The organism is Variovorax sp. LG9.2, from assembly GCF_035018885.1.
Taxonomy (GTDB): Bacteria; Pseudomonadota; Gammaproteobacteria; order Burkholderiales; family Burkholderiaceae_C; genus Variovorax.
In genome coordinates, this window is record NZ_JASJXB010000003.1 from 107,391 (window position 1) to 134,205 (window position 26,815).

At 64.4% G+C, this 26,815-nt stretch carries 24 protein-coding genes; 13 read left to right on the plus strand and 11 right to left on the minus strand.

Annotation, left to right across the window (positions count from 1 at the left end; translation table 11 throughout):
- The first annotated feature begins 1 nt into the window (after window position 1).
- Both QN413_RS04050 and QN413_RS04055 read left to right on the plus strand, forming a co-directional pair.
- The gene (locus QN413_RS04050; RefSeq protein WP_261802234.1) at window positions 2-550 is read left to right on the plus strand and encodes a TRAP transporter small permease; all 549 of its coding nucleotides are present in this window, start codon (window positions 2-4) and stop codon (window positions 548-550) included.
- Window positions 547-1,848 carry a TRAP transporter large permease gene (locus QN413_RS04055; protein ID WP_187050907.1) on the plus strand — a complete coding sequence of 434 codons (1,302 nt, stop codon included), beginning with the start codon at window positions 547-549 and terminating at the stop codon, window positions 1,846-1,848. The genes QN413_RS04050 and QN413_RS04055 overlap by 4 nt, the downstream gene beginning before the upstream one ends.
- A gap of 75 nt (window positions 1,849-1,923) precedes the next feature.
- Here QN413_RS04055 and QN413_RS04060 read toward each other — a convergent pair whose 3' ends face one another.
- Genes QN413_RS04060 through QN413_RS04070 form a run of 3 tightly spaced genes read right to left on the minus strand, consistent with a single transcriptional unit; the run spans window position 1,924 to window position 7,749 of the window.
- Window positions 1,924-3,345, minus strand: coding sequence for an efflux transporter outer membrane subunit (locus tag QN413_RS04060; RefSeq protein WP_323495371.1), 1,422 nt, complete (start codon window positions 3,343-3,345; stop codon window positions 1,924-1,926).
- Window positions 3,342-6,533, minus strand: a complete 3,192-nt coding sequence (locus QN413_RS04065; RefSeq protein WP_323495372.1) for a CusA/CzcA family heavy metal efflux RND transporter — start codon at window positions 6,531-6,533, stop codon at window positions 3,342-3,344. Before QN413_RS04065 ends, QN413_RS04060 begins: the two co-directional genes overlap by 4 nt.
- The gene (locus QN413_RS04070; RefSeq protein WP_323495373.1) at window positions 6,523-7,749 is read right to left on the minus strand and encodes an efflux RND transporter periplasmic adaptor subunit; all 1,227 of its coding nucleotides are present in this window, start codon (window positions 7,747-7,749) and stop codon (window positions 6,523-6,525) included. The genes QN413_RS04065 and QN413_RS04070 overlap by 11 nt, the downstream gene beginning before the upstream one ends.
- A 90-nt stretch (window positions 7,750-7,839) precedes the next feature.
- Here QN413_RS04070 and QN413_RS04075 point away from each other — a divergent pair, with 90 nt between their 5' ends.
- From QN413_RS04075 to QN413_RS04085, 3 genes are read left to right on the plus strand one after another with little or no spacing between them, the layout of a single operon-like run.
- Window positions 7,840-8,523 (plus strand): response regulator transcription factor, encoded by a 684-nt coding sequence (locus QN413_RS04075; protein WP_323495374.1) that lies wholly within the window; start codon window positions 7,840-7,842, stop codon window positions 8,521-8,523.
- Entirely contained in the window at window positions 8,520-9,938 is a 1,419-nt protein-coding gene (locus tag QN413_RS04080) for a sensor histidine kinase (protein WP_323495375.1), read from the plus strand. The genes QN413_RS04075 and QN413_RS04080 overlap by 4 nt, the downstream gene beginning before the upstream one ends.
- A complete protein-coding gene (locus tag QN413_RS04085) occupies window positions 9,935-10,606 on the plus strand; it encodes a DUF1345 domain-containing protein (RefSeq protein ID WP_323495376.1) in 672 nt (223 codons plus the stop codon). The genes QN413_RS04080 and QN413_RS04085 overlap by 4 nt, the downstream gene beginning before the upstream one ends.
- Window positions 10,607-10,637: 31 nt before the next feature.
- Here QN413_RS04085 and QN413_RS04090 read toward each other — a convergent pair whose 3' ends face one another.
- The 4 genes from QN413_RS04090 to QN413_RS04105 form a co-directional block, all read right to left on the minus strand.
- Window positions 10,638-11,675, minus strand: coding sequence for a VWA domain-containing protein (locus QN413_RS04090; protein WP_323495377.1), 1,038 nt, complete (start codon window positions 11,673-11,675; stop codon window positions 10,638-10,640).
- Window positions 11,676-11,801: 126 nt separating this feature from the next.
- The gene (locus QN413_RS04095) at window positions 11,802-12,623 is read right to left on the minus strand and encodes a class I SAM-dependent methyltransferase (RefSeq protein WP_323495378.1); all 822 of its coding nucleotides are present in this window, start codon (window positions 12,621-12,623) and stop codon (window positions 11,802-11,804) included.
- Between the two features lie 98 nt (window positions 12,624-12,721).
- Complete coding sequence (locus QN413_RS04100) at window positions 12,722-13,213, minus strand: low molecular weight protein-tyrosine-phosphatase (RefSeq protein WP_187050900.1); 492 nt, start codon at window positions 13,211-13,213, stop codon at window positions 12,722-12,724.
- A complete protein-coding gene (locus tag QN413_RS04105) occupies window positions 13,210-14,556 on the minus strand; it encodes a glycerate kinase (protein ID WP_323495379.1) in 1,347 nt (448 codons plus the stop codon). The genes QN413_RS04100 and QN413_RS04105 overlap by 4 nt, the downstream gene beginning before the upstream one ends.
- Window positions 14,557-14,589: 33 nt before the next feature.
- Here QN413_RS04105 and QN413_RS04110 point away from each other — a divergent pair, with 33 nt between their 5' ends.
- Window positions 14,590-15,987, plus strand: coding sequence for an 8-oxoguanine deaminase (locus QN413_RS04110; RefSeq protein ID WP_323495380.1), 1,398 nt, complete (start codon window positions 14,590-14,592; stop codon window positions 15,985-15,987).
- 237 nt (window positions 15,988-16,224) lie between these two features.
- Here the strand turns inward: QN413_RS04110 and QN413_RS04115 are convergent, their stop codons facing one another.
- The 4 genes from QN413_RS04115 to QN413_RS04130 form a co-directional block, all read right to left on the minus strand.
- Entirely contained in the window at window positions 16,225-16,419 is a 195-nt protein-coding gene (locus QN413_RS04115; protein ID WP_323495381.1) for a hypothetical protein, read from the minus strand.
- A 34-nt stretch (window positions 16,420-16,453) separates the two neighbouring features.
- Window positions 16,454-17,959, minus strand: coding sequence for an aldehyde dehydrogenase (locus QN413_RS04120; protein ID WP_323495382.1), 1,506 nt, complete (start codon window positions 17,957-17,959; stop codon window positions 16,454-16,456).
- A 36-nt stretch (window positions 17,960-17,995) separates the two neighbouring features.
- Window positions 17,996-19,381, minus strand: a complete 1,386-nt coding sequence (locus QN413_RS04125; protein WP_323495383.1) for an MFS transporter — start codon at window positions 19,379-19,381, stop codon at window positions 17,996-17,998.
- A gap of 75 nt (window positions 19,382-19,456) precedes the next feature.
- Window positions 19,457-20,263 (minus strand): enoyl-CoA hydratase/isomerase family protein, encoded by an 807-nt coding sequence (locus QN413_RS04130; RefSeq protein WP_416352129.1) that lies wholly within the window; start codon window positions 20,261-20,263, stop codon window positions 19,457-19,459.
- A 21-nt stretch (window positions 20,264-20,284) separates the two neighbouring features.
- On the opposite strand from QN413_RS04130, the gene QN413_RS04135 reads away from it, so the two are divergent.
- From QN413_RS04135 to QN413_RS04165, 7 genes are all read left to right on the plus strand, one after another.
- Window positions 20,285-21,001, plus strand: coding sequence for a GntR family transcriptional regulator (locus QN413_RS04135; RefSeq protein WP_323495384.1), 717 nt, complete (start codon window positions 20,285-20,287; stop codon window positions 20,999-21,001).
- Window positions 21,002-21,226: 225 nt separating this feature from the next.
- Window positions 21,227-21,475 (plus strand): hypothetical protein, encoded by a 249-nt coding sequence (locus QN413_RS04140; protein ID WP_323495385.1) that lies wholly within the window; start codon window positions 21,227-21,229, stop codon window positions 21,473-21,475.
- Between the two features lie 204 nt (window positions 21,476-21,679).
- The gene (locus QN413_RS04145) at window positions 21,680-22,348 is read left to right on the plus strand and encodes a GntR family transcriptional regulator (RefSeq protein WP_323495386.1); all 669 of its coding nucleotides are present in this window, start codon (window positions 21,680-21,682) and stop codon (window positions 22,346-22,348) included.
- Window positions 22,345-23,796, plus strand: coding sequence for a malonyl-CoA decarboxylase (locus QN413_RS04150; protein ID WP_323495387.1), 1,452 nt, complete (start codon window positions 22,345-22,347; stop codon window positions 23,794-23,796). Before QN413_RS04145 ends, QN413_RS04150 begins: the two co-directional genes overlap by 4 nt.
- 40 nt (window positions 23,797-23,836) lie before the next feature.
- The gene (gene dctP / locus QN413_RS04155) at window positions 23,837-24,862 is read left to right on the plus strand and encodes a TRAP transporter substrate-binding protein DctP (RefSeq protein ID WP_416352130.1); all 1,026 of its coding nucleotides are present in this window, start codon (window positions 23,837-23,839) and stop codon (window positions 24,860-24,862) included.
- Window positions 24,859-25,455, plus strand: coding sequence for a TRAP transporter small permease (locus QN413_RS04160; protein ID WP_416352131.1), 597 nt, complete (start codon window positions 24,859-24,861; stop codon window positions 25,453-25,455). The genes dctP and QN413_RS04160 overlap by 4 nt, the downstream gene beginning before the upstream one ends.
- Window positions 25,452-26,813, plus strand: coding sequence for a TRAP transporter large permease (locus tag QN413_RS04165; RefSeq protein ID WP_323495388.1), 1,362 nt, complete (start codon window positions 25,452-25,454; stop codon window positions 26,811-26,813). Before QN413_RS04160 ends, QN413_RS04165 begins: the two co-directional genes overlap by 4 nt.
- Window positions 26,814-26,815: the final 2 nt, after the last annotated feature.

Sequence of the window (26,815 nt, forward strand, 5' to 3'; positions counted from 1 at the left end):
GATGGATTCGGTGTCTCCTGTGGCCGGCCAGAAGCGCCGGGTCGGCGTGATGGACCGGATGATCAACGGCATCGAATGGCTGGCAGCCATCTTCGTCGGCCTGGTTGCGCTGAACATCTTCATCGCGGTGGTGTTGCGCAAGTTCTTCAACACCTCGATTCCCGATGCCTACGACTTCGGCCGGATGTTTCTCGGCATCCTGATCTTCTGGGGCATCGCGGCGACCAGCTACCGCGGCAGCCACATCACGGTCGACCTGGTGTGGTCGACCGCCGGGCCGCGCATGAAGCGCGCGATCGACGTCTTCGCGACGCTGGTCTTGCTGTTCGTGGTGGCGGTGCAGACCGCCATGCTGTTCGACAAGGTGCGCGGCACTTACGTCGACAACGTGCAGACCTACGACATGAACATCCCGACCTGGCCGTTCTATGCGGTCGCCTGGTTCGGCGATGTCTGCGCGGTGCTGCTGATCGGCATCCGCACCTATCGCCTTATCTTTCACCCCGAGCAGCTGGACGAAGTCAAGCCTGAACAGAGAGCAGACGAATGAGCGCCGATGCGATAGCGGTATTGGGTTTCGTCGCGCTCTTCGCGCTGATGCTGCTGCGCGTGCCCGTGGGCATGGCGATGGGGCTGGTCGGTGTCACCGGCTATGCGTGGATCGTCGGGCCGATGCCCGCGCTCAAGCTGGTCGGCCAGACCTCGATGCGCACCGTCACCGACTACACCTTCGGCGTCATCCCCATGTTCATGCTGATGGGGGCGCTGGTGTCGGTGTCGGGCGTGAGCCGCGAACTCTTCAAGGCAGCCAACTCGATGATCGGCCACCTGCGGGGCGGACTCGGCGTGGCCACCGTGCTGGCCTGCGGCGGCTTCGCGGCCATTTGCGGCTCGTCAGTCGCCACCGCGGCGACTTTCTCTGCCGTGGCCTATCCGGAGATGCGGCGCTTCAATTACCCGCAGTCGTTTTCGACCGGGGTGATCGCCGCGGGCGGCACGCTCGGCGCCATCCTGCCGCCGTCGACGGTGCTCGCGGTCTACGCCATCCTGACGCAGCAAGACATCGGCAAGCTCTTCATGGCCGGCATCATCCCCGGCCTGCTGGCGATGCTGATGTACGTCATCACCATCGCGATCATCGTCAAGGTACGGCCCGACTGGCTGCCGGCCGGCGAGAACAAACCCTGGTCGGAACGCCTGGTCGACCTGAAGAACGTGTGGGCGCCGCTGGTGCTTTTCATCTTCGTGATCGGCGGGCTCTACGGTGGCTTCTTCACGCCGACCGAGGCGGGCGGCGTGGGCGCGAGCGGCGCCTTCATCCTCGGCCTGGTACGCGGCAAGCTCGACGGGCCGAAGATTCGCGAGGCCTTGCTCTCGGCCACGCGGACCTCGGCAGCGGTGTTCACTGTGCTGATCGGCGCCCTGCTCTTCGGCTACTTTCTGACCATCACGCAGAGCCCGCAAAAGCTGACCGAGTTTCTTACCGGGCTGGGCATCGGCCGCTATGGGGTGCTGGCGCTCATCATGCTGATGTACCTCGTGCTCGGCTGCCTGATGGACGCCATGGCGATGATCATCCTGACGGTGCCGATCATCTATCCGGTGATCGTGCACCTGGGCTTCGATCCGATCTGGTTCGGCGTCATCATCGTCATGACGGTCGAACTCGGGCTGATTCATCCGCCGGTGGGCATGAACGTCTTCGTCATCAAGAGCGTGGTGAAAGAGGTGAGCTTCACGACCATCTTCAAGGGCGTGCTGCCCTTCATCGTGACCGACATGCTGCGGCTGGTGATCCTCATCGCGTTCCCGATCATCGCGCTCTGGCTGCCCACGCGCATGGGCTGACGGGGATGAACGGGGCCGCGCTGTGCTGCAGCGCGGTTCGAGACGGTAGCGTTCAAGACGCCAGGGTTCAGGACGCTAGTGCGGGACCGGCTGATTCCACCAGCCACCACCGAGCGCCTGCAGCAGCGCGACGGTGTCTGCATAGCGACTCGCGCGCGCCTGCACCGCCGTGCTCTTGGCCTGGCTCTCGATCAACTGGGCACCGAGCACTTCGAACAAGCCGGTGTCACCCGTATTGAAGCGGTGTTGCGCAGCCCGCAACGACCGCGCGGCAGCCTCCTCGCCCTGCGCGGCCGCATCGACCATCCGCGTGTCATGGTCGAGTGCCTGGAGCGCATCGGCAACGCTCTGGAAGGCGCCGATCACCACACCCCGGTACTGCGCCCTGGCCTCTTCATAGGTCGCCTCGGCAGCGCGTTGGCGGTGAAGCAGCGTGCCGCCATCGAACAGCGGTTGCACGAGTCCTGCGCCCAGTGCCCAGAAGCCGGTGCCGGGTCCGAACAGGCTGCCCACCGTCAGCGCGGTCGAACCGGCGTTCGCGGTGAGCGTGATGGCCGGCAAACGGGCGGCCACGGCGACCCCGATCTGCGCACTGGCCGACTGCAGTTGCGCCAGCGCCGCGCGCACATCCGGGCGCTGGTCGGCCAGTTGCGACGGCAGGCTCAAAGGCAGCGCTTTGGGCAGCACGAGGTCGGCCAGCTCGAAACGCTCTGGCAGTGCCTCGTCGGGCCGCTGACCGAGCAGGGTCGACAACTGGTTGCGTTGCAGCGCGAGTTGTTTTTCAAGCAGCAGCATCGCGCCCTGGGTCTGCGCCAGCAGACTTTCCTGGGCGGCGGTGTCTGCGATGCCGATGGCACCCAGTTTTCGTTGCCGCTGCAGCAGCAGAAGTTGGCGTTGCTGCAGCTGCACGGTGTCGTTCGCGGCGGCGATCTGTCCGCGAATCGATGCCTCGGTGACGGCAGCCAAGACGACGTTGGCGGCCAGCGTCAGGCGCGTGGCCTCGTATAAAAATTGCTGCGCGTCGGCCTGCGCCTGCTGCGATTCGAGCAGTCGCCGATTGCCACCGAAGACATCGGGCGTGTAGGCGATGTTCAGCTGCGGCGTGTGCAGGTTGAAGATGTAGCGGTTGTCATTTAGCGGCGACGACAGCGTGGTGGACGAGGACTGCCGGCTCGACATCGTTGTCACGCCGACCTGCGGAAAGAAGGCGCCGCGCTGCGCTTCGGCGTTTTCACGCGCAGCCTTCAGTGCGGCCTGGGCCGATTCGATCCCGGGGTTGTTCGACAGCGCGCGCGCCACCAGTCGGCTCAGCGCGGGCGACTGAAAAAGCTCCCACCACAGCGCCGGAATGTCGGTGCCGCGGGTGACCACGGCAACCGGCGCGGCGGTGTAGCCCGGCGGCGCCGGTGTTGGAGGCGCAACGAAGTCGGGGCCGACAGCGCAGCCGGCGACCAGCGCCAACGAGACCGCTGCAAACCCATCTCGAAGGAACATCATGGTGTGCCCGGAATAACGGGAGCCGGAGCAGGAACGACAGCGGGTTCGAAATCCTCTTGCCGTTTCTGCTTGCCACCCGCGAAGATCGGATAGAGCAATGGCAGCAACAGCAGCGTGAACAGCGTGGCCGACACCACGCCGCCGACGATCACCACGGCGAACGGGCGCTGCGTTTCGGAGCCGATGCCATGCGACAACGCCGCTGGCAACAGGCCTAGGCCGGCCATCAGCGCCGTCATCAGAATCGGGCGCAACCGGGCGACGGCGCCCGCCACCGCATTCTCGAAAAGCGAGACCGACGCATCGAGGTTGTCGGCAATGTGCTCCACCATGATCACGCCGTTCTGCACCGATATCCCGGCCACCGCGATGAAGCCGACCGCCGCCGACACCGAGAAGTGAAGCCCCGCGATCGCCAGGCCGGCAATGCCGCCGATCAGGGTGAACGGCACCAGCACCAGCACCAGGCAGGCGTACCGGACCGAGCCGAAAGCCCAGAACAGCAGCGAGAAAATCAGCAGTGCGCTGATCGGCACGATCACGGCGAGCCGCTTGACGGCGCGCTGCTGGTTCTCGAACTGGCCGCCCCAGGTGATGCGGTAGCCCGGCGGCAACACGACCTGTGCCGCCACCGCCTGCTGCGCCTCGGCGATGAAGCTGCCCTGGTCACGCCCGAGCAGATTGGCTTTGACCGACGCATTGCGCTCGCCGCCTTCGCGGCTCACCCGCGAGGCGCCCTGACGCAATGCGATGTGCGCGACCTGGTCGAGTGACACGGTGCCGGCGCCGTCGGGCAGGTTGACCTGCAATGCTCCGATGTCGTCGATCGATGCGCGCGCGCCTTTCGCAACTTGCATCGTCACGTCGAAGCGCCGGTCGCCCTCGTAGAAGCTGTTCACCGCCACGTCGCCCAGCGCGCTGCCGATGACCGTGTTGACGTCCGCTACGCTGATGCCCAGCCGCGCGAGCCGCCGCCGGTCGACCTGGATGTCGACTTCGCTCTGGCCGCCGATGCGGATCGCTGCGACGTCGGCCGCCCCGCGCAATCCGCGCAGCACGGCGGCGATCTGATCGCTCTTCTTTTCCAGCACCTGCAGGTCGGGCCCGTAGATCTTGACGGCGATCTCGCCCTTGACGCCGGACAACGACTCCTCGACGTTGTCTTCGATCACTTGCGAAAAATTGGTCGGCACGCCAGGCAGCGCTTTGAGGCGGCGAGTCATGTCTTCCACCAGCGCCTGCTTGTCGGCAAAGTGCCACTGGCTGCGCGGCACCAGGTCGGCCAGAATTTCCAGGTTGTTCGGTCCCTTGGCATCGGTGCCGTCGTCGGGTCGCCCGACCTGCGTGATGACCCGGCGCACTTCCGGATAGCTGCGCAGCACCGCACGCACCTTGCGCTCCACCTGCTTGGTGGTGTCGATGGCGGTCGAGGTCGGCAAGGTGATGGCCAGCCAGATGTTGCCTTCGTCCAGCTTGGGCAAGAACTCGCTGCCGAGCAGCGGCGCCAGCAACAGCGTCACGCCCAGCACCATCAGCGACAGGGTGAAGACGATGACGCGCCGCACACCACCCCACAAGAGCAGGCGCTGGTAGCCCGACTGCAGATGCTCCATCCACTGGCTGCGCCGCTCGGCCATGTTGGCGCCGCGCATGGCAAAACGCAGCAGCGTCGGTACCAGCGTGACGGTCAGCACGAGCGCGCCGAGCAACGCGAAGGTCAGTGTGAAAGCCACGGGCGCGAAGATCTTTCCTTCGACCCGCTGGAAGGTGAAGATCGGCAGGAACGCGATGATGATGATCCCCTTGGAGAAGAGGATCGGCCGGCCCAGGTCCACCACGGTTTCGCGCAACACCCGCAGCCGCGAATGAAAGGTAAGCGCCTTCTGGTCGGCGGCGCCGGGCCTCGAAGGCGTGTGCGCTGGCGCCGTCACCGAGAGGCTCCGGTCCAGGGCGAGCCGGACCATCAATGCCTCCACCAGCACGACGGCGCTGTCGATGATGATGCCGAAATCGACAGCGCCGAGCGAGATCAGATTGGCCGGTATGCCGCGCAGGTCGAGCATGATGAAAGCGAACAGCAGCGACAGCGGGATCACCGTCGCGACGATGACCGCGGCACGCCAGTTGCGCAGGAACACGACCAGGATGACGATCACAAGCAAGGCGCCGGTCACCAGGTTTTCGACCACCGTGTCGACCGTCTGGTGGATCAAGTCGGTCCGCGTGTAGACCACCGGCAAGGTCACGCCTCGCGGCAGGCGCGGCGCCAGCGCCGCCATGGCCTGTTCGACACCCGCCACCACCACGGCGGCGTTTTGACCCTTGGTCATGCTCACGACGCCCTCGACGACGCTGTCGTGATCGTCGTAGGCGACGATGCCCGACCTCGGCTTGTGGCCGAGTTCCACCTGGGCGATGTCAGACACCAGCACGGTGCGGCCTTGCTTGGCCTGCACGATCACCTGGCCGATGCTGGCGAGCGAATCGACCAGTCCTATACTGCGCACGACCAGCGCCTCGTCGCCTCGGCGCAGCACCCCGCCACCGACGTTCGCGCTGTTGTTGGTCAGGGCCAGCGCGACCTGGTCCAGGGTCACGCCGAAACGCTTGAGCCGTGCCGGGTCCACCAGCACCTGGTACTCCTTGACCGTGCCGCCAAAGCTCGCCACGTCGGCCACGCCCGGCACCATGCGCAGGGCCGGGCGTACGACCCAATCCTGCAGCGCACGCACGTCGTTCTCGGCCATGTCCGGCGGCGCCTGCACGACATAGCGCAGTACCTCGCCGACGGCGGTGGTGAGTGGCGCGAGCGTTGGCTGCACACCCGTGGGCAGCGTCACGTTGCCCAGATGTTCCAGCACTTGCGAGCGCGCGAAGTAGTTGTCGGTGCCATCTGCAAAGGTCAGCGTGACCACCGACAGACCGGTCATGGAGACCGAGCGCAACTGGGTCTCGCCCGGCACACCGGTCATCTCGCGCTCGATCGGCAGCGTCAGCGTTCGCTCGACCTCTTCCGGCGCGGAGCCGGCGCTCAGAGTGATGATCTGGACTTGCACATCCTGCACGTCGGGAAAGGCCTCGATCGGCAAGTGCAGGACCGCATTGATGCCGAAGGCGGCCAACGCCACCGTCATCACCAGCACGAAGACCGGCTGGGCCAACACGAAGCGAACGAACTTATTCAGCATGGGCAGGAAACTCGGACGCCAGCAAGAGCGCGCCTTCGGACACGATCCGATCACCGGCGTGCAGGCCTGCGGACAGATAGGTGGTGTCAGGCCCACTCCAGCGGAGTTGCACCGGCCGCCGCGCGAAAACGCCCGGCTCCTGCTCCACGATGACGAAGTTCTGCATACCGTTGAGCACCAGGCTGCCGTTGGGTACCCGAATTGCCGTCGCCTGCGTGTCGGAGAGAAAAGCCACGCGCGAGAACATCTCTGCTCGGAGCCGGCCGTCGGCGTTGGCGATCTCGCAACGCACCTGCAGGCGACGCGATGCGGCATCGAGCGCGGCGCCCACGTGGCGCACCACGCCGGCAAAACGCTGGCCGGGCCAGGCATCGACCTCGAGTTCCACCGGCTGCCCCGCGTGCACCGCATTCAAGGCCGTTTCGGACACGTCTGCCAAGGCCCAGAGTTTTGCCGTGTCGGTGATGACGAACAGCGGGTTGGCCAGATCGGGGCGCACTTCCATGCCGGCGTTGATCTGCCGGTCGACCACCACGCCGTCGATCGGCGCCCGGAGCACGAAGCGACCTGAACCGCTGACCGTTGCCGTTGCCGTTGCCGTTGCCGTTGCCAGGTTGTTCATCCGCTGGGCAGCGCGACGGGTCTCTGCGACGGCCTGCTGCAAATCGGCCTCGGCCGCCTCGTTGTCCTTGCGCGAACCGGTTTCGGTTTCGGCCAGCGCCCGGGTGCGCTCGACGCTCTGCCGCTTGTGCGCCTCGTCGGCTTTCGCCTTGGCCAGGTCGGACTGGGCCGACGCCAGGTCGGGCGAGTCAAGTTCAGCCAGCGCGGCGCCACGCCGCACGCGGTCACCGGCCTGGACCATCAGACGAACCACGCGACCCGCGACCGGCGAGCTGACCCTGGCCGTCACGTCTTCGTCATAGGCCAGGTGGGCATTGGCCGGCGGCAGCGCCGGCAGTGGCACAGCCTCGACCGGCGTGATGCGGATCGATGCGAGCTCGGGTGCGTCGCGGGCATAGCGCAGCAAACCGGATCCCGACGGGGCGGTCGTGGCCGCCGCTGCAACGGCTGGGCTGGGGGCGGACGCTGTTCCTGCATCCAGCACCGCCTTGTGGCGCGCGACTTCCGTACCAATGCCAATGCCCACTGCCAGCACGAGCAAAAGGACGGTGAGCGTCCGCCAGCCGGCATGTGCAGATCGACGCGAGATATTCATTGAGGGGCGCTGCCACGAAGCCGGAGAGGGGCGCAGCCTAAGGGTCGTGGTTTAAAAATAGATAACGGCCGCATCGCCTAGAGTCGCGCAGTGGACGCCCTGATTCTTATCGTCGAAGACGACCTTCAAATTGCGGAGCTGCTGGGCCGCGAGCTGCAGCATCGAGGCTACCGAGTGCTGAAGGCGCACAACGGCGCGCAGGCGCTCGTGAGCATGCGGCGCGACCTGCCGGCCTTGGTACTGCTCGACATGGGGTTGCCGGACATGGACGGCAGCGACGTGCTGCGGCAGATCCGCGAAGCCGGCAACTCGCTGCCTGTCATCGTGCTGACCGCACGCGACGAGCAGCACCAGCGCGTCGGTGGGCTGCGTGCCGGCGCAGACGACTATGTGGTCAAGCCTTTCGACATGGCCGAACTCGACGCACGCATCCAGGCCGTGCTGCGGCGCGGCGGCCATCCACAGGCGCAGCGGTTGTCCGCCGGCGCGCTATGCCTGATGTCCGATGCCGCACGCATCAGCCTGGACGGCGTACCACTGAGCCTCACGCCGCGCGAGTTCCAGCTGCTGCAGCGCCTGATGGGCAACGTCGACCGCGTGGTCACCAAAGCCCAGCTGACTGAAACGCTGATGGCTTTTCATGGCGACGTGGCCGGCAAGACCATCGAGGTCTACCTGCACCGCATCCGCCAGAAGATCGCCGGCCACGATGTCGAGATCGTGACGGTGCGTGGCTTCGGCTACCTGCTGCGCCGTTTGGCGAGCGTGGCGTGAGAGCGCCCACCCGGAGCCCCGACGACAGCCTGCAGCGGCGCCTGGAAACACGTTTGCTTTGGCGCATGGCAGCGCTCTTCCTGCTCAGCGGCGCGCTCTCTTACGGCATCACGCGCTACTACGTGCACGAGGTGTTCGACCGCTGGCTCTACGACTCGGCCAACAGCCTGGCACAGGCGGTGCGACAGATCGGCCCGCGCGCCGGACTCGACCTGCCGCGCTCTGCCGAGGCCATGTTCCAGTGGGACGACGAAGACCAGACCGTGTATCGCGTGGTCGGTTCGCGCAGCGGCTACATCGCCGGAGTGTCAGAAGCGCCGCGAGAGCCTGAGGCGCCGGAAGTGTTTCGCAATGCGCGCCTGTTCGATGCGGACCTGGGCGGCCACGCCATGCGCTGGGCCATCGTCGACGTGCCGCTCGCCAGTGCGGGCGAACAGGTCTCGGTGATGGTCGGAGAGACCACGCGCAAACGTCGCCACCTTGCGGGCGAGATTCTGCTGGCCGTATGGATTCCGCAGTTGGTGTTGCTGTTGCTCGCAGGCTGGGTACTGCACCGCGTGATCTTTTTTCAGACCCGCAACATCCTGTCGCTCGGCAACGCATTGCGCGACATGAGCCACCGAAGCTTGCAACCGGTGCCTGAGAACGGCCTCCCGGCCGAATTGCGCCCTTTGATCGAAGCATTGAATGCGGTGATCGGTCGCCTCGAACTGGCAGGCCAGGCACAGCGCGCGTTCATCGCCAACGCCGCGCACCAGCTTCGAACCCCTCTGACCGCGCTGAAATTGCAGGCCGAGCAGGCCTTGCGCAGCGAGAGTCTTCCGGTGATGCGGATATCGGTCGTCGAACTGCAGCAATCAGCGCAGCGCGCGGTGCGACTGGCCAATCAATTGCTGCTGCTTTCCCGCGCAGAGCCGGAAGCGCAAAGCGACGCGAGCCGGGACCGCGTCGACTTGAGAGTGCTGGCTTTCGAGGCGTCGCGCGAGTGGGTCTTCCGCGCGTTGTCGGCGGGACTCGACTTCGGCTTCGACGACGCTTCGGACCACGCCTGGGTGATGGTCGATGCAGCGCTTGTCCGCGAGGCCGTCAACAACCTTCTGGACAACGCGCTGAAGTACTGCGTGTCTGGCGCCCGCGTGAACGTCAGCGTGTCCGTTGGCACAGGCCACGCGTTCATCGCGGTGGACGACAGTGGGCCGGGCATCGAGCCTGCCGACCGCGAACGCATCACCCAGCGATTCCAACGTGGTAACAGCGTCGAGGCCGAAGGCAGCGGCCTTGGCCTGGCGATCGTTCGCGAGATCGCGAAAGCTCATGCCGGGCGCCTGGTGGTGCAGAGCTCGGCGCTGGGCGGTGCCCGGTTCGAGTTGCACTTTCCGACCCATTCCCTCCATGGCTTTTCTTCAGCGCGATGAAACTTCGACACAACCGCATTTACCGGCAATTGCGGGCCCGGCCCCGCCTGCTCGTCGCCACGCTCACCGCAATCCTGGTGGGTGTGCTGTTCCCCGCACGGCTCGAAGCGCATCTGGTCACCCGATTGCTGATCGCATGGAACACGGGTGCGATGCTCTATGTCTTTCTTGCGGTCAGCATGATGACCCGGTCGTCCCGCGAACACATGCGCTACCGGGCAAGGGCACAGGACGAAGGGCAGTTCGTGATTCTGACCCTGGTCGTGATCTCTGCCATTGCGAGTCTTGCTGCCATCGGCGGCGAACTCACGGTGGTCAAGGACATGCACGGTACAGCGAAGGTCGCGCATATCGGACTCGCGGCACTGACGGTCGTGTCTTCCTGGACATTCACCCAGATCATGTTCGCGCTGCACTATGCGCACGACTATTACGCGGCGCAATCCGACGGACGCAAACCAGGCTTGAGCTTTCCAGAGGACGACGAGCCGGACTATGGGGACTTCTTCTACTTTGCCGCCGTCATCGGCACCTCGGGCCAGACGGCCGACGTGTCATTCGTCTCCAAGATGATGCGTCGCATCGGCTCGGTGCATTGCATCTTGGCCTACCTGTTCAATACGACCGTGCTCGCCCTCTTGATCAACATCGGCGCGAGTCTGTTCTGAACTTTCGCGGCACCGGGCGCCTCGGCAGCTTTCAGGTGAATCGCCCGAACCAGAGCATGGACAGCGCGGCGGCTGCGATCGCAATTACCGCAGAGAACAGTGTCACCAAGCCGGTGAGTTCTGTCTCGCGCTTCAGCACCACCACGCGCGAGCCCAGGTTCTGGTAGACGGTGCGCAGCGTCTCTGCGGTGCCGGCGTGAAAGTATTCGCCACCGGTCATGCGCGCCACTTCGCGCAACGTCGGTTCGTCCAGCTTCATGTAGATCGCCATCCCGTCGGGTGTCGATATGTCGCCGTCCACCGTTCCCAGACCCACCACGTAGATGCGAACGCCACGATCGGCGGCCATCTTGGCGGCCGCCAGCGTGTCGATGCCCGAGGTTCGACGGCCATCGCTCAGCAGGATGATCGCTGCGGAACCGTACGAGCCCGGCGCCACGGGCGTGACCTGCTTGGGCGGCGTTTTGGCCTTGTCGTCGAGACCGCGGCCCTGCGGTCTGCTGCCGAATGTCATCTCTGCGAGATCGATGCCGTCATCGGGGAACAGCTCCGCCAGACTCACCACGATGGCATCGCCAATGGCCGTGCCGAGCTGCATCTGGAAGGCATCGATGCTGGCGGCAACGGACTCGCGGTCGAGCGTCGCACGCTGGGTGACCGTGCTGCTGCCGGCGAAGGTGATGAGCCCGACTTCGATATTTTTCGGCAGTTCCCGCAGGAACAACTTGGCGGCCTCTTGCGCCGCCACGATGCGGCTCGGTTTGACGTCGGTGACACGCATGCTGAGCGACACGTCGATGGCCAGCAGGATCGACGACCGGGCCCATGGCAGCGGCACGCGCGCCACCGGGCGCGCCGCAGCGAAAAGCAACCCGACGCAGGCCAGCAAAAGCAGTGCAGGCGGCAGGTGCCGCCGCCAAGCGCGGCCCGATGCAGCCGCGCGGACGACACCCAGGCTGCTGTAGCGCAAAGCCGCGCTGCCCCGACGCCGCTGCAGCCATACATAAGCCACCGGCAGCAGTGCAAGCGCCGGCAAAAACCAGAGGTACTGAGGCCAGAGGAAGAACATGGGCGGCGCGTGACACCAGAAAAGCGGGACAGCAAAACTTCCCCGCAGTGCATCAATATCCTGCCTGCGAGTGACTCATTTCGCAATCAGCGAGCGGTGCAATATTCGTTCCCGAACACATTCGCCTCAGGTCGCCGTGCTGTGCACTGTGCCTCGCACCGCCCAGGCGCGCGCGACCAGCGCAATGGATCCGTCCGCCGCTGCGGGCAGCGTCGAACGAAGCCGCTCACCCAACGCCAAGCGGGCCTCTCCGCCCAGCGACATCGCATAGGCTGGCGCTGGAAAGTTTCCGGCCAGGAACGGACTCCAGTAGTCGTCGAAGTCGCGGAACACGGTTGGTACGTCGAGCGCGCGCACGTCGACGTCAACCAGCCCCGCATCGGCGAACAGCGCCTGCAACGGATCCGGTTGGCACAGCGGGAAGCGCAATCCCTCGTCGAGTGCGCCGGCGGCTGGGTCGAGGGCGATGGCGGCATCCCAGAAGTACCGCATGAGCTCCATTTGCCCCCGGTAGTCCCACACGTAGGCCGCGACCCGCCCGCCGGGATGGACCCTGCCCGCCATCGCCCGCACCGCAAGGCCGGGCTCCGGCAAGAAATTGAGAACCAGCGCAGACACCGCCGCATCGAACCGCGGCCCTTGAAGCGCCAGGATCTGTGCATTGCCGACTTCGAATGTGGCGAGCGGGCTGGCGACGTGGGCGCGTGCATACGCGATGAAGTCCGGTGACAGATCGACGCCCACCACCGCAGCCGGGTGCGAATGCGCGAGGATGGATTCGGTGAGTGCGCCGGTGCCGCATCCGACGTCGAGCCAGCGCGAGCTTGCGGGCACGTCGAGCCAGGGCAGGAACGCCTGCGCTACAGCGCGGCTCCATCGGCCGACGTAGCTTTCGTAGAGGTCGCCTGCAGCCCATGTCTCACCGGACTTGACTGTCGTGATCGCCATATCGGTTCCTCGGTTTGTGGTGACGTTGGATGATTCTCCGCAGTGGGCGGACGGGCGCAAGGACCGCGCCGCAAGCAGGCGACGCAACGCGTACAGCCCTAACCGGCAGCACCCCCGTCGGCCAAATGGCGCAGCCGCGCCAACAACCCGTCGACGCCCTCCTCGATCATGTCGAAGGCTTCAATGAAAGCGGCCTGGTCGCCGTACCAGGGGTCGGGCACGTCGCGATCTTGCGCCCCTGCAAAGTCCATCATCAAAGCCACCTTGCTGGCGTGCACCGGCGCAATGCGGCGCAGCGCCGCAGCGTGCGCGCGCGTCATGCCGACAACGTGATCGAAACTGTCGAAGTCTTTTGCAGTGATCTGCCGCGCACGGTGATCGGGCATCGCGATGCCGCGGCGTTTGGCTTCGGCAACGGAGCGTCGGTCGGCCGGATTGCCCCGCTCTTCGTCTGAGACGGCGGCGCTGTCGACGCGCACCGCAAAACCGGCTTCCTGCGCCTTGTGCACGAGCAGCGCATGCGCGGTCGGCGAGCGGCAGATGTTGCCGGTGCACACGAACAGCACCGATGGCGACGTTTCGGTTGTCACAGGATCAGCAGCGCCCTGAAGTCGTTGACGTTGGTGTGTGTCGGCCCGGTGACGAGCAGATCGCCGATGGCGTCGAAGTAACCGTAGGCATCGTTGCGGTCGAGATGCGGTGCCAGCTTGAGACCCCTTGCCTCCGCACGCGCCAGCGTGTCGGGCGTGACGAAGGCACCGGCGTTGTCTTCGACGCCGTCGATGCCGTCGGTGTCGGCGGCCAGTGCCCACACGTTGGCCTGGCCCATCAACGCACCGGCCAGGCCCATGCAGAACTCTCCGGCGCGGCCGCCACGGCCTTTGGGTTGACCGGGCTGGCGCGGCCGGATGGTGACGGTGGTTTCACCGCCCGACAAGATCACGCACGGCTTGGCGAACGGCTGGCCGCGCTGCGCCACCGCACGCGCCAGCGCGCCATGCACCTTGCCGACTTCGCGCGATTCGCCTTCCATCTCGTCGCTCAGGATGTATGCCTCGATGCCGGCCGCACGCGCCGCAACCGCGGCGGCTTCGAGCGATTGCTGCGGCGTCGCGATCAGGTGTGCGGTGTGACCCTTGAACACGGCATCGCCCGGCTTCGGCGTTTCCAGCGCACCGCTTTCGAGGCCGGCGCGCACGGCCGGCGGAATGTCGATCTTGTAGCGGTCGAGGATCGCCAAGGCCTGCGCGCAGGTCGTGTCGTCGGGGACGGTCGGTCCGCTGGCGATGATGCCCATGTCGTCGCCGGGCACATCGCTGATCGTCAGCGTGACGACCCGTGCCGGCGCGCAAGCTGCGGCGAGCCGCCCGCCTTTCACGCGAGACAGGTGCTTGCGCACGCAGTTCATCTCGCCGATGTGAGCGCCACTGTCGAGAAGTTGCTGGTTCACGCGCTGCTTGTCCGCCAGCGTCATGCCTTCGGCCGGCAGTGTCAGCACCGACGAGCCGCCGCCGGAGATCAGGCAAAGCACGAGGTCGTCGGCAGTCAAGCCTTCGGTCAGCGCGAGGATGCGTTCGGCGGCCTTCATGCCGGCCTCGTCCGGCACCGGATGCGACGCCTCGACCAGTTCGACGCGCTGCTTCAATCCTTCAGGCCGCGGTGGAACGTGGCCGTAGCGCGTGACGACCAGGCCCGACATGGGCGCGTCGGCCGGCCACAGCGCTTCGAGCGCCTGCGCCATCGAGCCACCGGCCTTGCCGGCACCGATGACCAGCGTGCGGCCCTTGGCGGGATCGGGCGGCTTGGGCAGGTAGGCGCCCATGCTGGCCAGCGGCAAGGCGCGCTGCACGGCAATGCGATAAAGCTGTTCGAGAAAGCGACGCGGTTCCATCTGCGGATCGGCCAGTTCAGCGAGAGGTTTCGATGCGATCATTTGTGTTGTCTCCACCCTCTATTCTCGCCCGCCATGACCACTCTGCTGATCCGCAATGCCGACTGCGTGGCCACCTTCGACGACGCGAGAAAAGAGCTGCGCAACGCCTCGGTGCTGCTGCGCGACCACGTCGTCGAGGCCATCGGCCCGGCCGACCAGCTGCCGCAAACGGCGGACGAAGTCATCGATGCGCGCGGCCATCTGGTGGTGCCGGGACTGATCAACACGCACCACCACATGGTCCAGTCGCTGACGCGCGCCATTCCCGCCGTGCAGGATGCCGAACTGTTCTCGTGGCTGCGCGGTCTGTATCCGATCTGGGCCGGTCTCACGCCGGAGATGGTGCGGGTGTCGACGCAGATCGCGATGGCCGAACTTCTGCTTTCAGGCTGCACCACCAGCAGCGACCATCTGTACATCTATCCCAATGGCGTGCGGCTCGACGACAGCATCGAGGCGGCGCGTGACATCGGCATGCGCTTCGTCGCGACGCGCGGCAGCATGAGCGTCGGCGCATCGCAAGGCGGCCTGCCGCCCGACAGCGTGGTCGAGCGCGAAGCCGATATCCTGAAAGACACGCAGCGGCTGATCGAAACCTTTCACGATGCGTCGCACGGCGCGATGACCAACGTGGCCGTGGCGCCTTGCTCGCCCTTCAGCGTGAGCCGCGACCTGATGCGCGAATCGGCACTGCTCGCGCGCTCCTTCAAGGGCCAGGGCGTTCGGCTGCACACGCACCTCGCCGAAAACGACCATGACATCGCCTACAGCCGCGAGAAGTTCAACTGCACGCCGACCGAGTACGCACAAGACCTGGGCTGGCTCGGCCACGACGTATGGCACGCGCACTGCGTGAAGCTCGATGCAGAAGGCATTGCGCTGTTCGCAAAGACGAAGACCGGCGTGGCGCATTGCCCGTGCAGCAACATGCGGTTGGCATCGGGCATCGCACCTGTCCGCCGGATGCTGGATGCAGGTGTGCCGGTCGGACTGGGTGTCGACGGCAGTGCCAGCAACGATGGCGCGCACATGGTCAACGAGGCGCGTCAGGCGCTGCTGCTGGCACGCGTCGGGCGCTCGCTGGAACCCTTCGGTTGCGATCACGGTCCGGCCGAAATGACGGCGCGCGATGCGCTGGCGATTGCCACCCGCGGCGGCGCCGAAGTGCTGGGGCGCCCGGACATCGGTCATCTCGCTCCGGGCATGAGTGCGGACCTGGCGCTGTTCGACCTGAACACCGTCGCCTTCGCCGGTGGCGCGGTGCACGACCCGGTCGCCAGCCTGCTGTTGTGCGCGAGTCCGCAAGCCGCATACACGGTGGTGAACGGACGTGTGGTGGTACGCGAGGGGCAGTTGGTGACAGTGGACGCAGGACCGCTGGTCGAGCGGCACAACAGGCTGGCGATGGTGCTTGCGCTGGCGGGCGGATGACAGAGCGTCGCGGGTCTGGAAGACGACCCTGGATCTAGTGCTCGCTTCGAAGTCTTTGAGGCATCGTGATGCTGATGCCGAGAAATCCGCGCGCGCTCAGGGGACGACGGCCGTCCGCGGATGGCCCCCGGCTCGGCATGGTGCCTCGCGCGAACACTCCCCTCACGGGGTCGCTTGACAATTGGCCGCATCAAGGAAAGCGATCTCGCGCTGACGCACTTCAGCGTCACCAGCCAGTCACCTGCCTCCCAGGCGCGCAGCCACCATATCGGGCTCCAACCGCCTCAGCTCGTGCAGCTCGGCGGCAGCGCGCACCAGATCACCCGCGCCGACCAGGCACAGCACCAGACAAAGGCGCGTACCCGCGAAGTTGGCCTCCCGCAGCGACTGTCGTGCAGTGTCGAGGAATTCTCGAGCCAGCCGCATCGGCATGAGACGCCAGGCGTGAGACGCCCGTCGCTTGCAATCAGTTCAAGCGCTTGGCCTGGCCGTCATCCTTGTACCAATCGACCGTCACCCCGCTGGTGTTGACGGTAATTGCCTTCGGCTCGGTGAACTGGTCATAGGACTCGATACCCGTCTCGCGGCCCACGCCGCTTTGCTTGAAACCACCCCACGGCGAGGCCGGGTCCAGCCGGTGGTGATCGTTGATCCACAGGATGCCGAACGTCAGCTTGTTCGCAACGCGGTGCGCACGTGCCACGTCGTTCGTCCAGATGGAAGCAGCCAGCCCGAACCGCGTGCCGTTCGCGATGCGCAATGCATCGGCCTCGTCGTCGAACGGCATGACCACCGTGACAGGACCAAACACTTCTTCCTGACCAATTTCCGAATCGGGGTCGACGTCATACAGTGCGGTTGCTTGGATATAGAAGCCGGCCCCCGCACCGGTCGCCACTTGACCGCCTGCGAGCACCTTGGCGCCCGCATTGACCGCTCGGTCCAGCATGGCGAGCACACGTGCTCGCGATCGTTCGGAGATGACGGGGCCGAGTTGTGTTCGCGGATCGGCGGGATCCCCCACGCGGATCGACTCGACCTTTGTCTTGAACTTTTCAAGGAACTTGGGGTACATGCTGCGTTGCACGAGAATGCGTGCGCCACAAACGCAGGTTTGCCCCGCTCCGATGAACGCAGCAAATGCCGCTCCGTTTACTGCACGGTCAATGTCGAGGTCGTCGAACATGATGACGGCGCCCTTGCCGCCGAGTTCCAGCGTTGTCAACGCGAAGTTGCGAGCTGCCGCTTCGCCAATTCCGCGGCCCACGTCGGTACCGCCGGTGAAGACGATCTTCTTCACCTTGGGATGGCTGGCCAACGCTGCACCCGCCACCCGGCCTTCGCCGTTCACGACGTTCACCACACCGTCCGGTACGCCTGCTTCCTTGAGCAAGGCAACGAGCCGAACGGTCGTCAGCGGTGTCTGCTCCGACGGCTTGATGACCACGCTGTTACCAGTCGCCAGCGCCGGAGCCAGGCTCTTGGACAAGATCATCAATGGATGGTTGAACGAGGTCATCAGCGCGACGACGCCCAGCGGCACGCGCTGCGTGTAGCAAAGATAGTCACCTTCGACCGGAATGACATCGGTGCGACGCGTCAACGCCAGTGCGGCAAAGTAGCGGTAGAACTGCGGCAGCCGCGCGATCTGCGCACGCGTCTCGCTGATGGGCCGTCCGTTGCCGAGCGTCTCCAAACGGAAGAACGCTTCGATGTCGGCTTCGAAGAGGTCGGCAAACTTGTTGAGCACTTTGGCGCGGTGATGGACCGACTTGTCTCGCCACACACCTTCGTCAAAGGTCCGTTGCGCGGCGAGCACGGCGCGGTCGACATCGACCTCACCGGCAGCGGCGAGTGCGCCAATTGACCTGCCCGTCGAGGGGTCGACGATCGGCATCGTTGCAGCCGAAGCAGCATCGACGAACTCGCCGTTGATAAAAAGTTTGGCGTGGTGCAGGGTGGTGTCGGTCACAAGCGAGTCCTTCGTGAGATGTCAGTGTTCGTAAGTTCAAAGGGACGCTTTGGGCAAACCGCCTGGGCGTTGCGCCGAAGCCGGGTCGGTGGAGACTGCGCTGACCTCTTCGAGCGCGCGGCGGCTTGATTCGATGCCGAGAAACGCGACAACGAGAATCTGGATCGCGAGCAGTGCAATCATCATCGTGAGAACGCCGAGGACTCCGTATTGAGAGTAGAGCGAGACCACGAGAAACGGGGTGCCGATGGTCGCTCCTCGACCGAAGGTGTTGCAGATGCCCGATGCGCGGAGGCGGACCTCGGTCGGAAAGAGTTCGGGCACGTACATGCCAAATAGCAGCGCGACCAGCACATAGATCGGAATGACCAGCAAAAGACCGACGATCGGCAAGAGGACCGGGTCACGCACGAAGGGATAGATCGCGCCGAAAATGGCAGCGATCGCAGACGCACCGATGATCATGGGCTTGCGTCCCCAGCGGTCTGCAGTGAGCGCTCCGATGCTCGCGCCGACCGGTGCACCAAACGACATCAAGAGCGCAAAACCGAGCGACTTCGCGATGGTCATGCCTTCGCTCACGAAGAAAGTGGGCAGCCAGGTCACGAACCCGTAGAGCAACGTGTTGATAACGACCAGAACCACCGATCCGACGAACAGTCGCACGAGCATCTGGCGGGTCATGAGGGTGGAAAACGAACGCGACACGGCGACTGTCAGAGCGGCGGACGGTGCGCTCAGCGCGCCTTTCTCCGCCGATACTTCCTTTTCGATCGATGTCATCAGCGCTTCGGCCTCTGCGCTGCGGCCAACCGACTCGAGCCACCGCGGCGATTCGGGGAGCGACTTGCGCAAGTACCAAACCACCAACGCACCCAGTCCACCCACCACGAACATCACTCGCCAACCGAAACTCGGCACCAGCAACAGACCAAGCAACGCACTCACCGGAAGGCCGGTCACGACGAAAGTGGCCATCCACCCTTGCAGTCGACCGCGCGCCGCCGGTGGCACGAATTCGGCAAGCGTCGAGTAGCCAACAACGTTCTCGGCCCCCAGCCCCAAGCCCATGAAAAATCGGCAGACGATGAGGAAAGCCATGGTCGGTGCAAACGCGGACGCCAGCGAGGCGATCCCGAACAACGCGAGATTGGCCTGATAGGTAAAGCGCCGTCCGAATCGGTCCCCCAAAAAGCCGGTGCCAAACGAGCCGAGCATCATTCCGAGAAAGGTTATCGACACGAACAAGGCGTTCTGCCCCATGGTCGAGAAGCCACTTTTGAGCGTCGTGCCGAGCACCGTCGACGCGATGTAGATGTCGAAGCCGTCGAAGAACATGCCAATGCCGATCAGCCGCATGATCCTGCGGTGAAATTGGGACAGCGGTAGTCGATCGAGTCGGGCGCCTGCGTTGACGGACATGGTGTCTCCAGCTTTTGTAGTGGGAATCGGGACAGACGATCTAGGACCGCAATTGCGCGGTCTGCGCGGTCTAAATCACTTGCGGGCTTGGTCCATCAGACGAAGGCTGCGGACAACCAGCGTCTCGGTGGCCAAGTTGAAGTTCTGCTCAAGCGTGCCCTCCTCAGCTTGTTGAAAGAACCCCTTGCATTGACGCGCGCCATCTGCATCCAAGGACAGGATTCGATTGACGATGGTCTCTGCATCGGAGGTCAATGCATCAGGTGCACAGACGCGGGTAACGAAACCGGCTTCAAGTGCTTGCGCAGGCGTGAACGCATCGCCGAAAAGGACCAGTGGAAAGCATGCCTTAGGCAGGCTGTAGCGCCCGAGGTAGGCCATGATCGCGGCTGGCGGCAGGCCCTTGCGCATTTCCGGGAACGCGAGGGTTGCCGAGCTGGACACGAGCGTGAAATCGCAGAGGATGGCGATACCGAGGCCAAATCCGTGCGCATCTCCCTGGACTTCTGCGATGGTGATGAGCGAGGTGCCGCGCAGCGCCTTTTTGAGTGCAATCAGCCGAGACACTTCGGCGTGAATCGATGCGGCATCCCGGCCGGAACGTTCCCGGCCGGTGCAGAAGGTTGTGCCATTTGCCCGGAGTCTGAGCACCCGCGCCGTAGGTTGCGCTGCTTGCTGTGCAAGTGCGCCGAGCATCGCCTCAAACATTGCCCCGGTGACCTCATTGCCAGCGGACGGGTTGTCGAGAGTGAAGGTCAGGACGCCGTCCGCCTCCTGGATGGAAACGGGGGCGGAGGAGGAGGTGTTCTGCATAATTGACGGCTTTAACGGCCAAGAGAATTCAGTGAATACACTGTATACACACGTTGAACCGATGTCCATGTGGACATTCCCTTGCCCTTCATGACCAGTCGACTGACTACCGACGAACAGCTGGTGGCAATCGCGACGCGGTATCACGCGACGCCTCGTCGTGAGGTTTCAGCACCGGATGCGCTCAGCGATGCAGTTGTCGTTCCAACATTGCGAGAGGCCATCGTCGGCAATCTGCTCGCCCCGGGAAGCCGGTTGCTGGAAATTCAGCTTGCCAAGCAACTTGGCGTCAGCCGTACCCCTGTGCGAGAAGCTTTTGCACAGCTTGAAAGGGAAGGGTTGGTGACGATCGTCCCCCGCGTTGGCGTCTTCGTTCGCGAGGTGACGGTGCGCGACGTCGACGAGATCTACACGGTGCGCGCAGCGCTCGAGGGAGTTGCAGTCGCGCTCGCTGCGCAAAACATCAATGACATTGGTCGTGCGCGCTTGAACCAGGCGGTCGACACGATGCGATTGAAGGTCGATGCGGCCGACCCGATCGCCTACGTGCGCGAACTGGACGACTTCTACGCAACGGTCATGTCACTTGCCGACAACAGCGTGCTGCATCGCACTCACGACAGTTTGCTAGGCCCGGTGCGCCGGCTTCGCCGCATTGCAATGTCGCGCGAGGGACGAATGGCAGCATCGTTCGCACAGACGGTGAAGATCCGCAATGCATTGGTTCGCGGCGACTTGGCCTGTGTCGATCTGATGCGTGAGCAGTTGGCCAATGCATGCAAGGCCGCAAAGGACGTGCTCGGCTAACAGGTGTACCGGACCATCTCCCCGGATCCGCGCATCTGAACCGCTTCTCGGTCTGGCAATCTGTCGAAGCCTTCATGGGTTGTTGGTTTCAGACTGCTCAAAGGCAACCCGTGCCGCTCGGCGGGCAGGGGCTCGCAAACGCGACGTCAGCTTGGCCGGACTGATCCACACAGCAATGAAGAATGATGCAAATGTGGAGTCGGGTAGATAAATTACGGAGTACGAATGAAGATGTTGAACGCGACGACCAAAACGGAGTTGGCGGTGCACCTCAGAGCCCATGCGGATGGCCCAGACCTGCTCATCGCAAGTGGTGCTATCGAGGCATTGGGTGACCTTGGAGGGAAAGCAGCCATAGGTCATCTTGAGAAACTGATGGATGAGGCGATGAGCCCCGACAAGCCAAAAAGAAAATCGCTGTGGCCTGCATTGCTGCGCGCCTATGGCCGCGCGGGCAGAGACCTACCCGAATAAGCAATCAGCTTCAAACGAGGGTGTGCCCCGAGAGACCTGCCGCCGCCAAAACAACGTGACACCCACAAAGCGAGCGCAAGTCCGCTCTAATAATTACTCGTAATTATGGGTAATTACCGAGACCGGCGTGCCAACCAACCTGCTACCGTTCCTCCGTGTGCAGCCTCAATGTCTCGGCCGCACTACACCGGAGTCCCACCCGCCATGCGTCTCGTCCAGAGCTCCCTTCACGAAGAAGTTGCCAGCACCTTGCGCGAGCAGATCTTTGCCGGCGCGCTAGCGCCCGGCAGCTTTCTCGATGAAGTCGCACTCTGTGAACGGCTGAACATTTCGCGTACGCCCCTGCGCGAGGCCTTGAAGGTGCTGACCTCGGAAGGCCTGCTGCGCCATGAACCGCGTCGCGGCTGCTTCGTCAGTGAAGTCACCGAGCAGGACCTCGACGAGATATTCCCGGTCATCGCGCTGCTGGAAGGGCGCTGCGCTTACGAGGCGGCCCGCAATGCCAGCGATGCCGATCTGGTCGACCTCGCTGTGCTGCACGAGCGGCTGAGCGAGCATGCGCAGGCCGGCCGCATACAGGACTACTACGCGACCAACTTCGCCATCCACGAGGCGATCATCGCTTTGGCAGACAACCGCTGGCTGGCGCAAGCCATCGCCGATCTGCGCAAGATCCTCAAGCTGTCGCGGCTTCAATCATTGGGCGCACCGGGCCGGATGGCGCAGAGTTTGTCGGAGCACATGACGGTGTTCGCAGCGCTTAAAAGCCGCGACAGCGAAGGTGCGGATGCCGCCATGCGAACCCACCTGACGCGGCAACGCGACGCGCTGCGTGAGCTGGCCCGCAGCCAACGATCGAGGTTTGCATCGTGACCGCAGCGGACTGGCTCAACCGCAACGTGTCGCGCCTTGGCGGTGACAAGAAGACAGCGAAAACGCCGACGGCCGCTGCAGATGCGGCGATGCCGGCACCGGCTCCGGCCCGCAGTACGCGTGAACGCCTGGCGGCTACCTTGCGACAGAAAGAAGAGGCGCTGTCGCCGCGCGTGTTGCGCCGCACGCTGCAGGAGTTGAAGGCCATCGTCGATCCGCAAGTCAGCGAAGTCGAAGGCGGACGCCGCGCTCACGGCGTGGCCGGCTGGTACGCCGGCGCCACGCAGGACGAGCGACGCGACATGTGGCTGCTGATGAGCGAGCAGTTCGTCGCCGACTCGCAGAAAACGCAGCTGGCCCAGGCGCAGTTCGCCCGTGCAGTCGGCACGCCCGACGAGGCTGTCGCAGAAGTGCGCTATCGCCGTGCCACCGTGTCACCGCGCCGGCGTCTGCTGCAGCGCTTCAGCGTGTTTCCGGAAGGCATCCGTTTTCTGGTCGACCTGCGCGCCGACCTGTTGCCGCACCTCAAGTCCGACAAGCGGCTGCAGGCGCTGGATGTCGAGATGGAATACATGTTCTCGACCTGGTTCGACGTGGGCTTTCTGGAGCTGCGCCGTATCAGCTGGGACTCGCCGGCATCGCTGATCGAAAAGCTGATCCGCTACGAGGCGGTGCACGACATCAAGAGCTGGGCCGACGTCAAGAACCGGCTCGACTCGGACCGCCGCTGCTACGGCTTTTTTCATCCGCGCCTGCCGGACGATCCGCTGATTTTTGTCGAAGTAGCATTGGTCGACCGCATGACCGACAGCATCACGCCGCTGCTGGACGAGTCGGCCGACACCACCGATCTGAGCAAGGCCACCACCGCTATTTTTTATTCGATCAGCAACACGCAGGCAGGCTTGCGCGGCGTGAGTTTTGGCGACTCGCTGATCAAGCGGGTGGCGGAGACGCTGAAGGAAGAATTCCCCAAGCTGAAGGCGTTCGCCACGCTGTCGCCAATTCCCGGTTTTCGCAGCTGGCTGGCCAAAAATGCCGGCGCCATGATCGACAAGCTGGATGTAAAAACACGGGCGACACTCGGCCGCGCTGTGGGTTTCGAGCCGCCGCTGGCGAATCACTTCCTGGCCGCCGCTGACGCTGCGCCGGCACTGGACGCTCGTTCTCCGGTGCGCCAGATGCTGCTGCGGTGTGCCGCCGAATACCTCGGTCGCGCGATGCTCGATGGCAAGCCGCTGGACGCAGTGGCCCGGTTCCACCTGGGCAACGGCGCACGCGTCGAACGCCTGAACTGGGCCGGCGATCCGTCGGTCAAAGGCATGAAGCAGTCGTACGGACTGATGGTGAATTACCTCTACGACCTGAAACGCCTGGACAAGCACCGCGCCATGCTCGCTCAGGGTCAAATCCCGGCTTCCAGCGAGGTCGAAGGTTTGTATATGTGACGCGCGCTTGGTTTATTTCACAGTAAGACAGGAGACAAACATGACTTTCACACGACGCGACTTTCTGAATACCGCTGGTGCTACGGCACTGGGTTCAATGGCTGGCAACTCGTTTGCACAGGCGGGCGGCAGCAGCCTGAAAATCTCGCACCAGTTTCCGGGTGGCACCTTGACGGAGGGCGACTTTCGCGACCGGCTCTGTCGCCGCTTTGCGGCTGAAGTCGAGAAGCGGACCAACGGTGCATTGAAGTCATCGGTCTATGCCGGCTCGTCGCTGATGAAGACCAACGCCCAGTTCTCTTCCATGCGCAAGGGCGCACTCGACATGAGCCTGGTTCCGCTGTCGTACGCCGGTGGCGAGGTGGCCGAGACCAACATCGGTCTGATGCCGGCGCTTGTGCCGAGCTACGAGCAGGCGGCCGCGTGGAAGACCGCCGAGGTCGGCAAGCTGCTGGCAAAGGTGCTGGACGACAAGGGCATCCTCATCGTCAGTTGGGTCTGGCAAGCCGGCGGCGTCGCCAGTCGCACCCGCGCACTGCTCACGCCCGACGACGCCAAGGGCCTGAAGGTGCGCGGCGGCAGCCGCGAGATGGACATGATGCTGAAGCAAGCCGGCGCCGCGGTCATTACCTTGCCCTCCAATGAAATCTACGCGTCGATGCAGACCGGCGCGATGGACGCGGCCATGACGTCGAGCACCAGCTTCATCTCGTTCAAGCTCGAAGAGATCGCCAAGCACCTGACCTCGGGCCGCGACAAAACCTACTGGTTCATGCTGGAGCCACTGATGATTTCGAAAGAGGTGTTCGGCAAGCTGCCCAAGGCGCAGCAGGATGTGGTGATGGCGGTCGGCGCCGAAATGGAAATCTTCGGACGCGACGCGGCCCGTGCCGACGACAAGATCGCGGCCGATGTCTACGCCAAGGCCGGCGCGGCGGTGGTCGACATGGACGAAGCCACGCTGAAGAAATGGCAGACCATCGCTCGCGCCACCGCCTGGAAGGATTTCAGCGACAGAAACGAGTCCTGCGCGGCGCTGCTCAAGGCAGCCCAGAAACTGGCATGAGCCACGAGTTCATTCCGCCTGCCGTCGACGGCACGGCATTGCCACGTGTCGCTGTTCAGATCGATCCGTTCACGCCGCGTGCGTTGCAACCGTTGGCTCGCGCGCTGCTGTGGGTCAATCGGGCGATGGTCATGCTGGGCATGGTGACCCTGTTGCTGGCCGCGCTGGTGCTGACCTACAGCGTGGTCTCGCGCTATGTCATGCAGGCCTCGACCGACTGGCAGGACGAGGCGGCGGTGTTCTGCCTCGTCGCGGCCACCTTTCTGTGCGCGGCCTACGTGCAGTCGCTGCGTGGCCATATCGGCATCGAAGCCGTGGCCGGCTGGCTGCCCCAATCCCTCGACAAGTGGCGCCTGATGCTGGTCGATTTGATGAGCCTGCTGTTCTGTACGTTTTTCGCCTGGAAGTCATGGGCGCTGTTTCATGAGGCGTGGGTCGAGCAACAGACCACGTCCTCGTCGTGGGCGCCGCCGTTGACGATTCCCTACGGCATCATGGCCGTGGGCATGACCCTGCTCGGCCTGCAACTGCTGGTGCAGTTCAGTGCCCGCCTCAACGCACTGACCCAGCCGGCGGGCGGAGCGGTGTCATGAGCATGCTCGCCATAGGGCTGTTTTTCGGCGGCATGACGCTGCTGTTCATGTTCTCGGGCGCGCCGATTTCTTTCGCGCTGGGCAGCGTCGCCGTGCTGTTCATGTACCTGTTCATGCCTGCGTCGGCCCTCAACACGGTCACGCAAAACGTCTATGAAGAAATGGCCAGCGTCACGCTGCTGTCGATTCCGCTGTTCATTCTGAAAGGCGCCGCCATCGGCAGATCGCGCGCGGGCCAGGACCTGTATGCCGCGATGCATGTCTGGATGGGCCGCATCCCCGGCGGTCTGGGCATTGCCAACGTGTTCGCCTGTGCGCTGTTCGCAGCGATGGCCGGCTCCAGCCCGGCGACCTGCTCGGCCATCGGCAGCGCGGGCATTCCGGAAATGCGCCGGCGCGGTTATTCGCCCGGCTTTGCCGCCGGCATCATCGCTGCGGGCGGCACGCTGGGCATCCTCTTGCCGCCTTCGGTGACGATGATTCTCTACGCCGTGGCGGCCGAACAATCGCTGGGCCGACTGTTCCTGGCGGGCATCTTTCCAGGGGTGTTGCTGGTGTCGTTGTTCGCGATCTATGCGGTGCTGCGTTATCGCAAGGAATACCGTCTGGCCGAGGCCGAGTACACGCGCTCGGGCACGGCGTCGGCGCTGCTGGAGCACGAGACCTTCAGCACGCGGCAGAAGTTCGAGATGCTGCCGCGTGTCGTCCCTTTCGTGCTGCTGCTGATCGGCGTGATGGTCGCCCTGTACGGCGGCTTCGCCACGCCGAGCGAGACAGCCGGGCTGGGGGCTGTGCTGGCGCTGCTGCTGATCGCCGTGATCTACGGCGTCTGGCGGCCGCGCGACGTGGCACCGATCCTCACCGCCACGCTCAAGGAGTCGTCGATGCTGATGCTGATCATCGGCATGTCGCTGCTGTTCTCTTACGTGATGAGCTACCTGCACATCAGCCAGTCGACGGCCGAGTGGGTGGTCGGCATGCACCTGTCGCGCTGGGTGCTGCTGGCCACCGTCCTGGTGATGGTGATCTTGCTGGGTTTCTTTTTGCCGCCTGTCAGCATCATCCTGATGACGGCGCCGATCATTCTGCCGCCGCTGAAAGCTGCCGGCTTCGACCTGATCTGGTTCGGCGTGCTGATGACCATCGTGATGGAGACCGGGCTGATTCATCCGCCGGTGGGCTTAAACATCTTTGTCATCAAGAACATCGCGCCCGATATTCCCCTTAACGAAATCATCTGGGGCGTGCTGCCGTTCGTGCTGTTGATGCTGCTGGCGGTGGTGCTGATCTGCGTGTTCCCCGGCATCGCCACCGCGCTACCGGATGCCGTGATGGGTGCCATCGCAGCCAAGTCCTGATT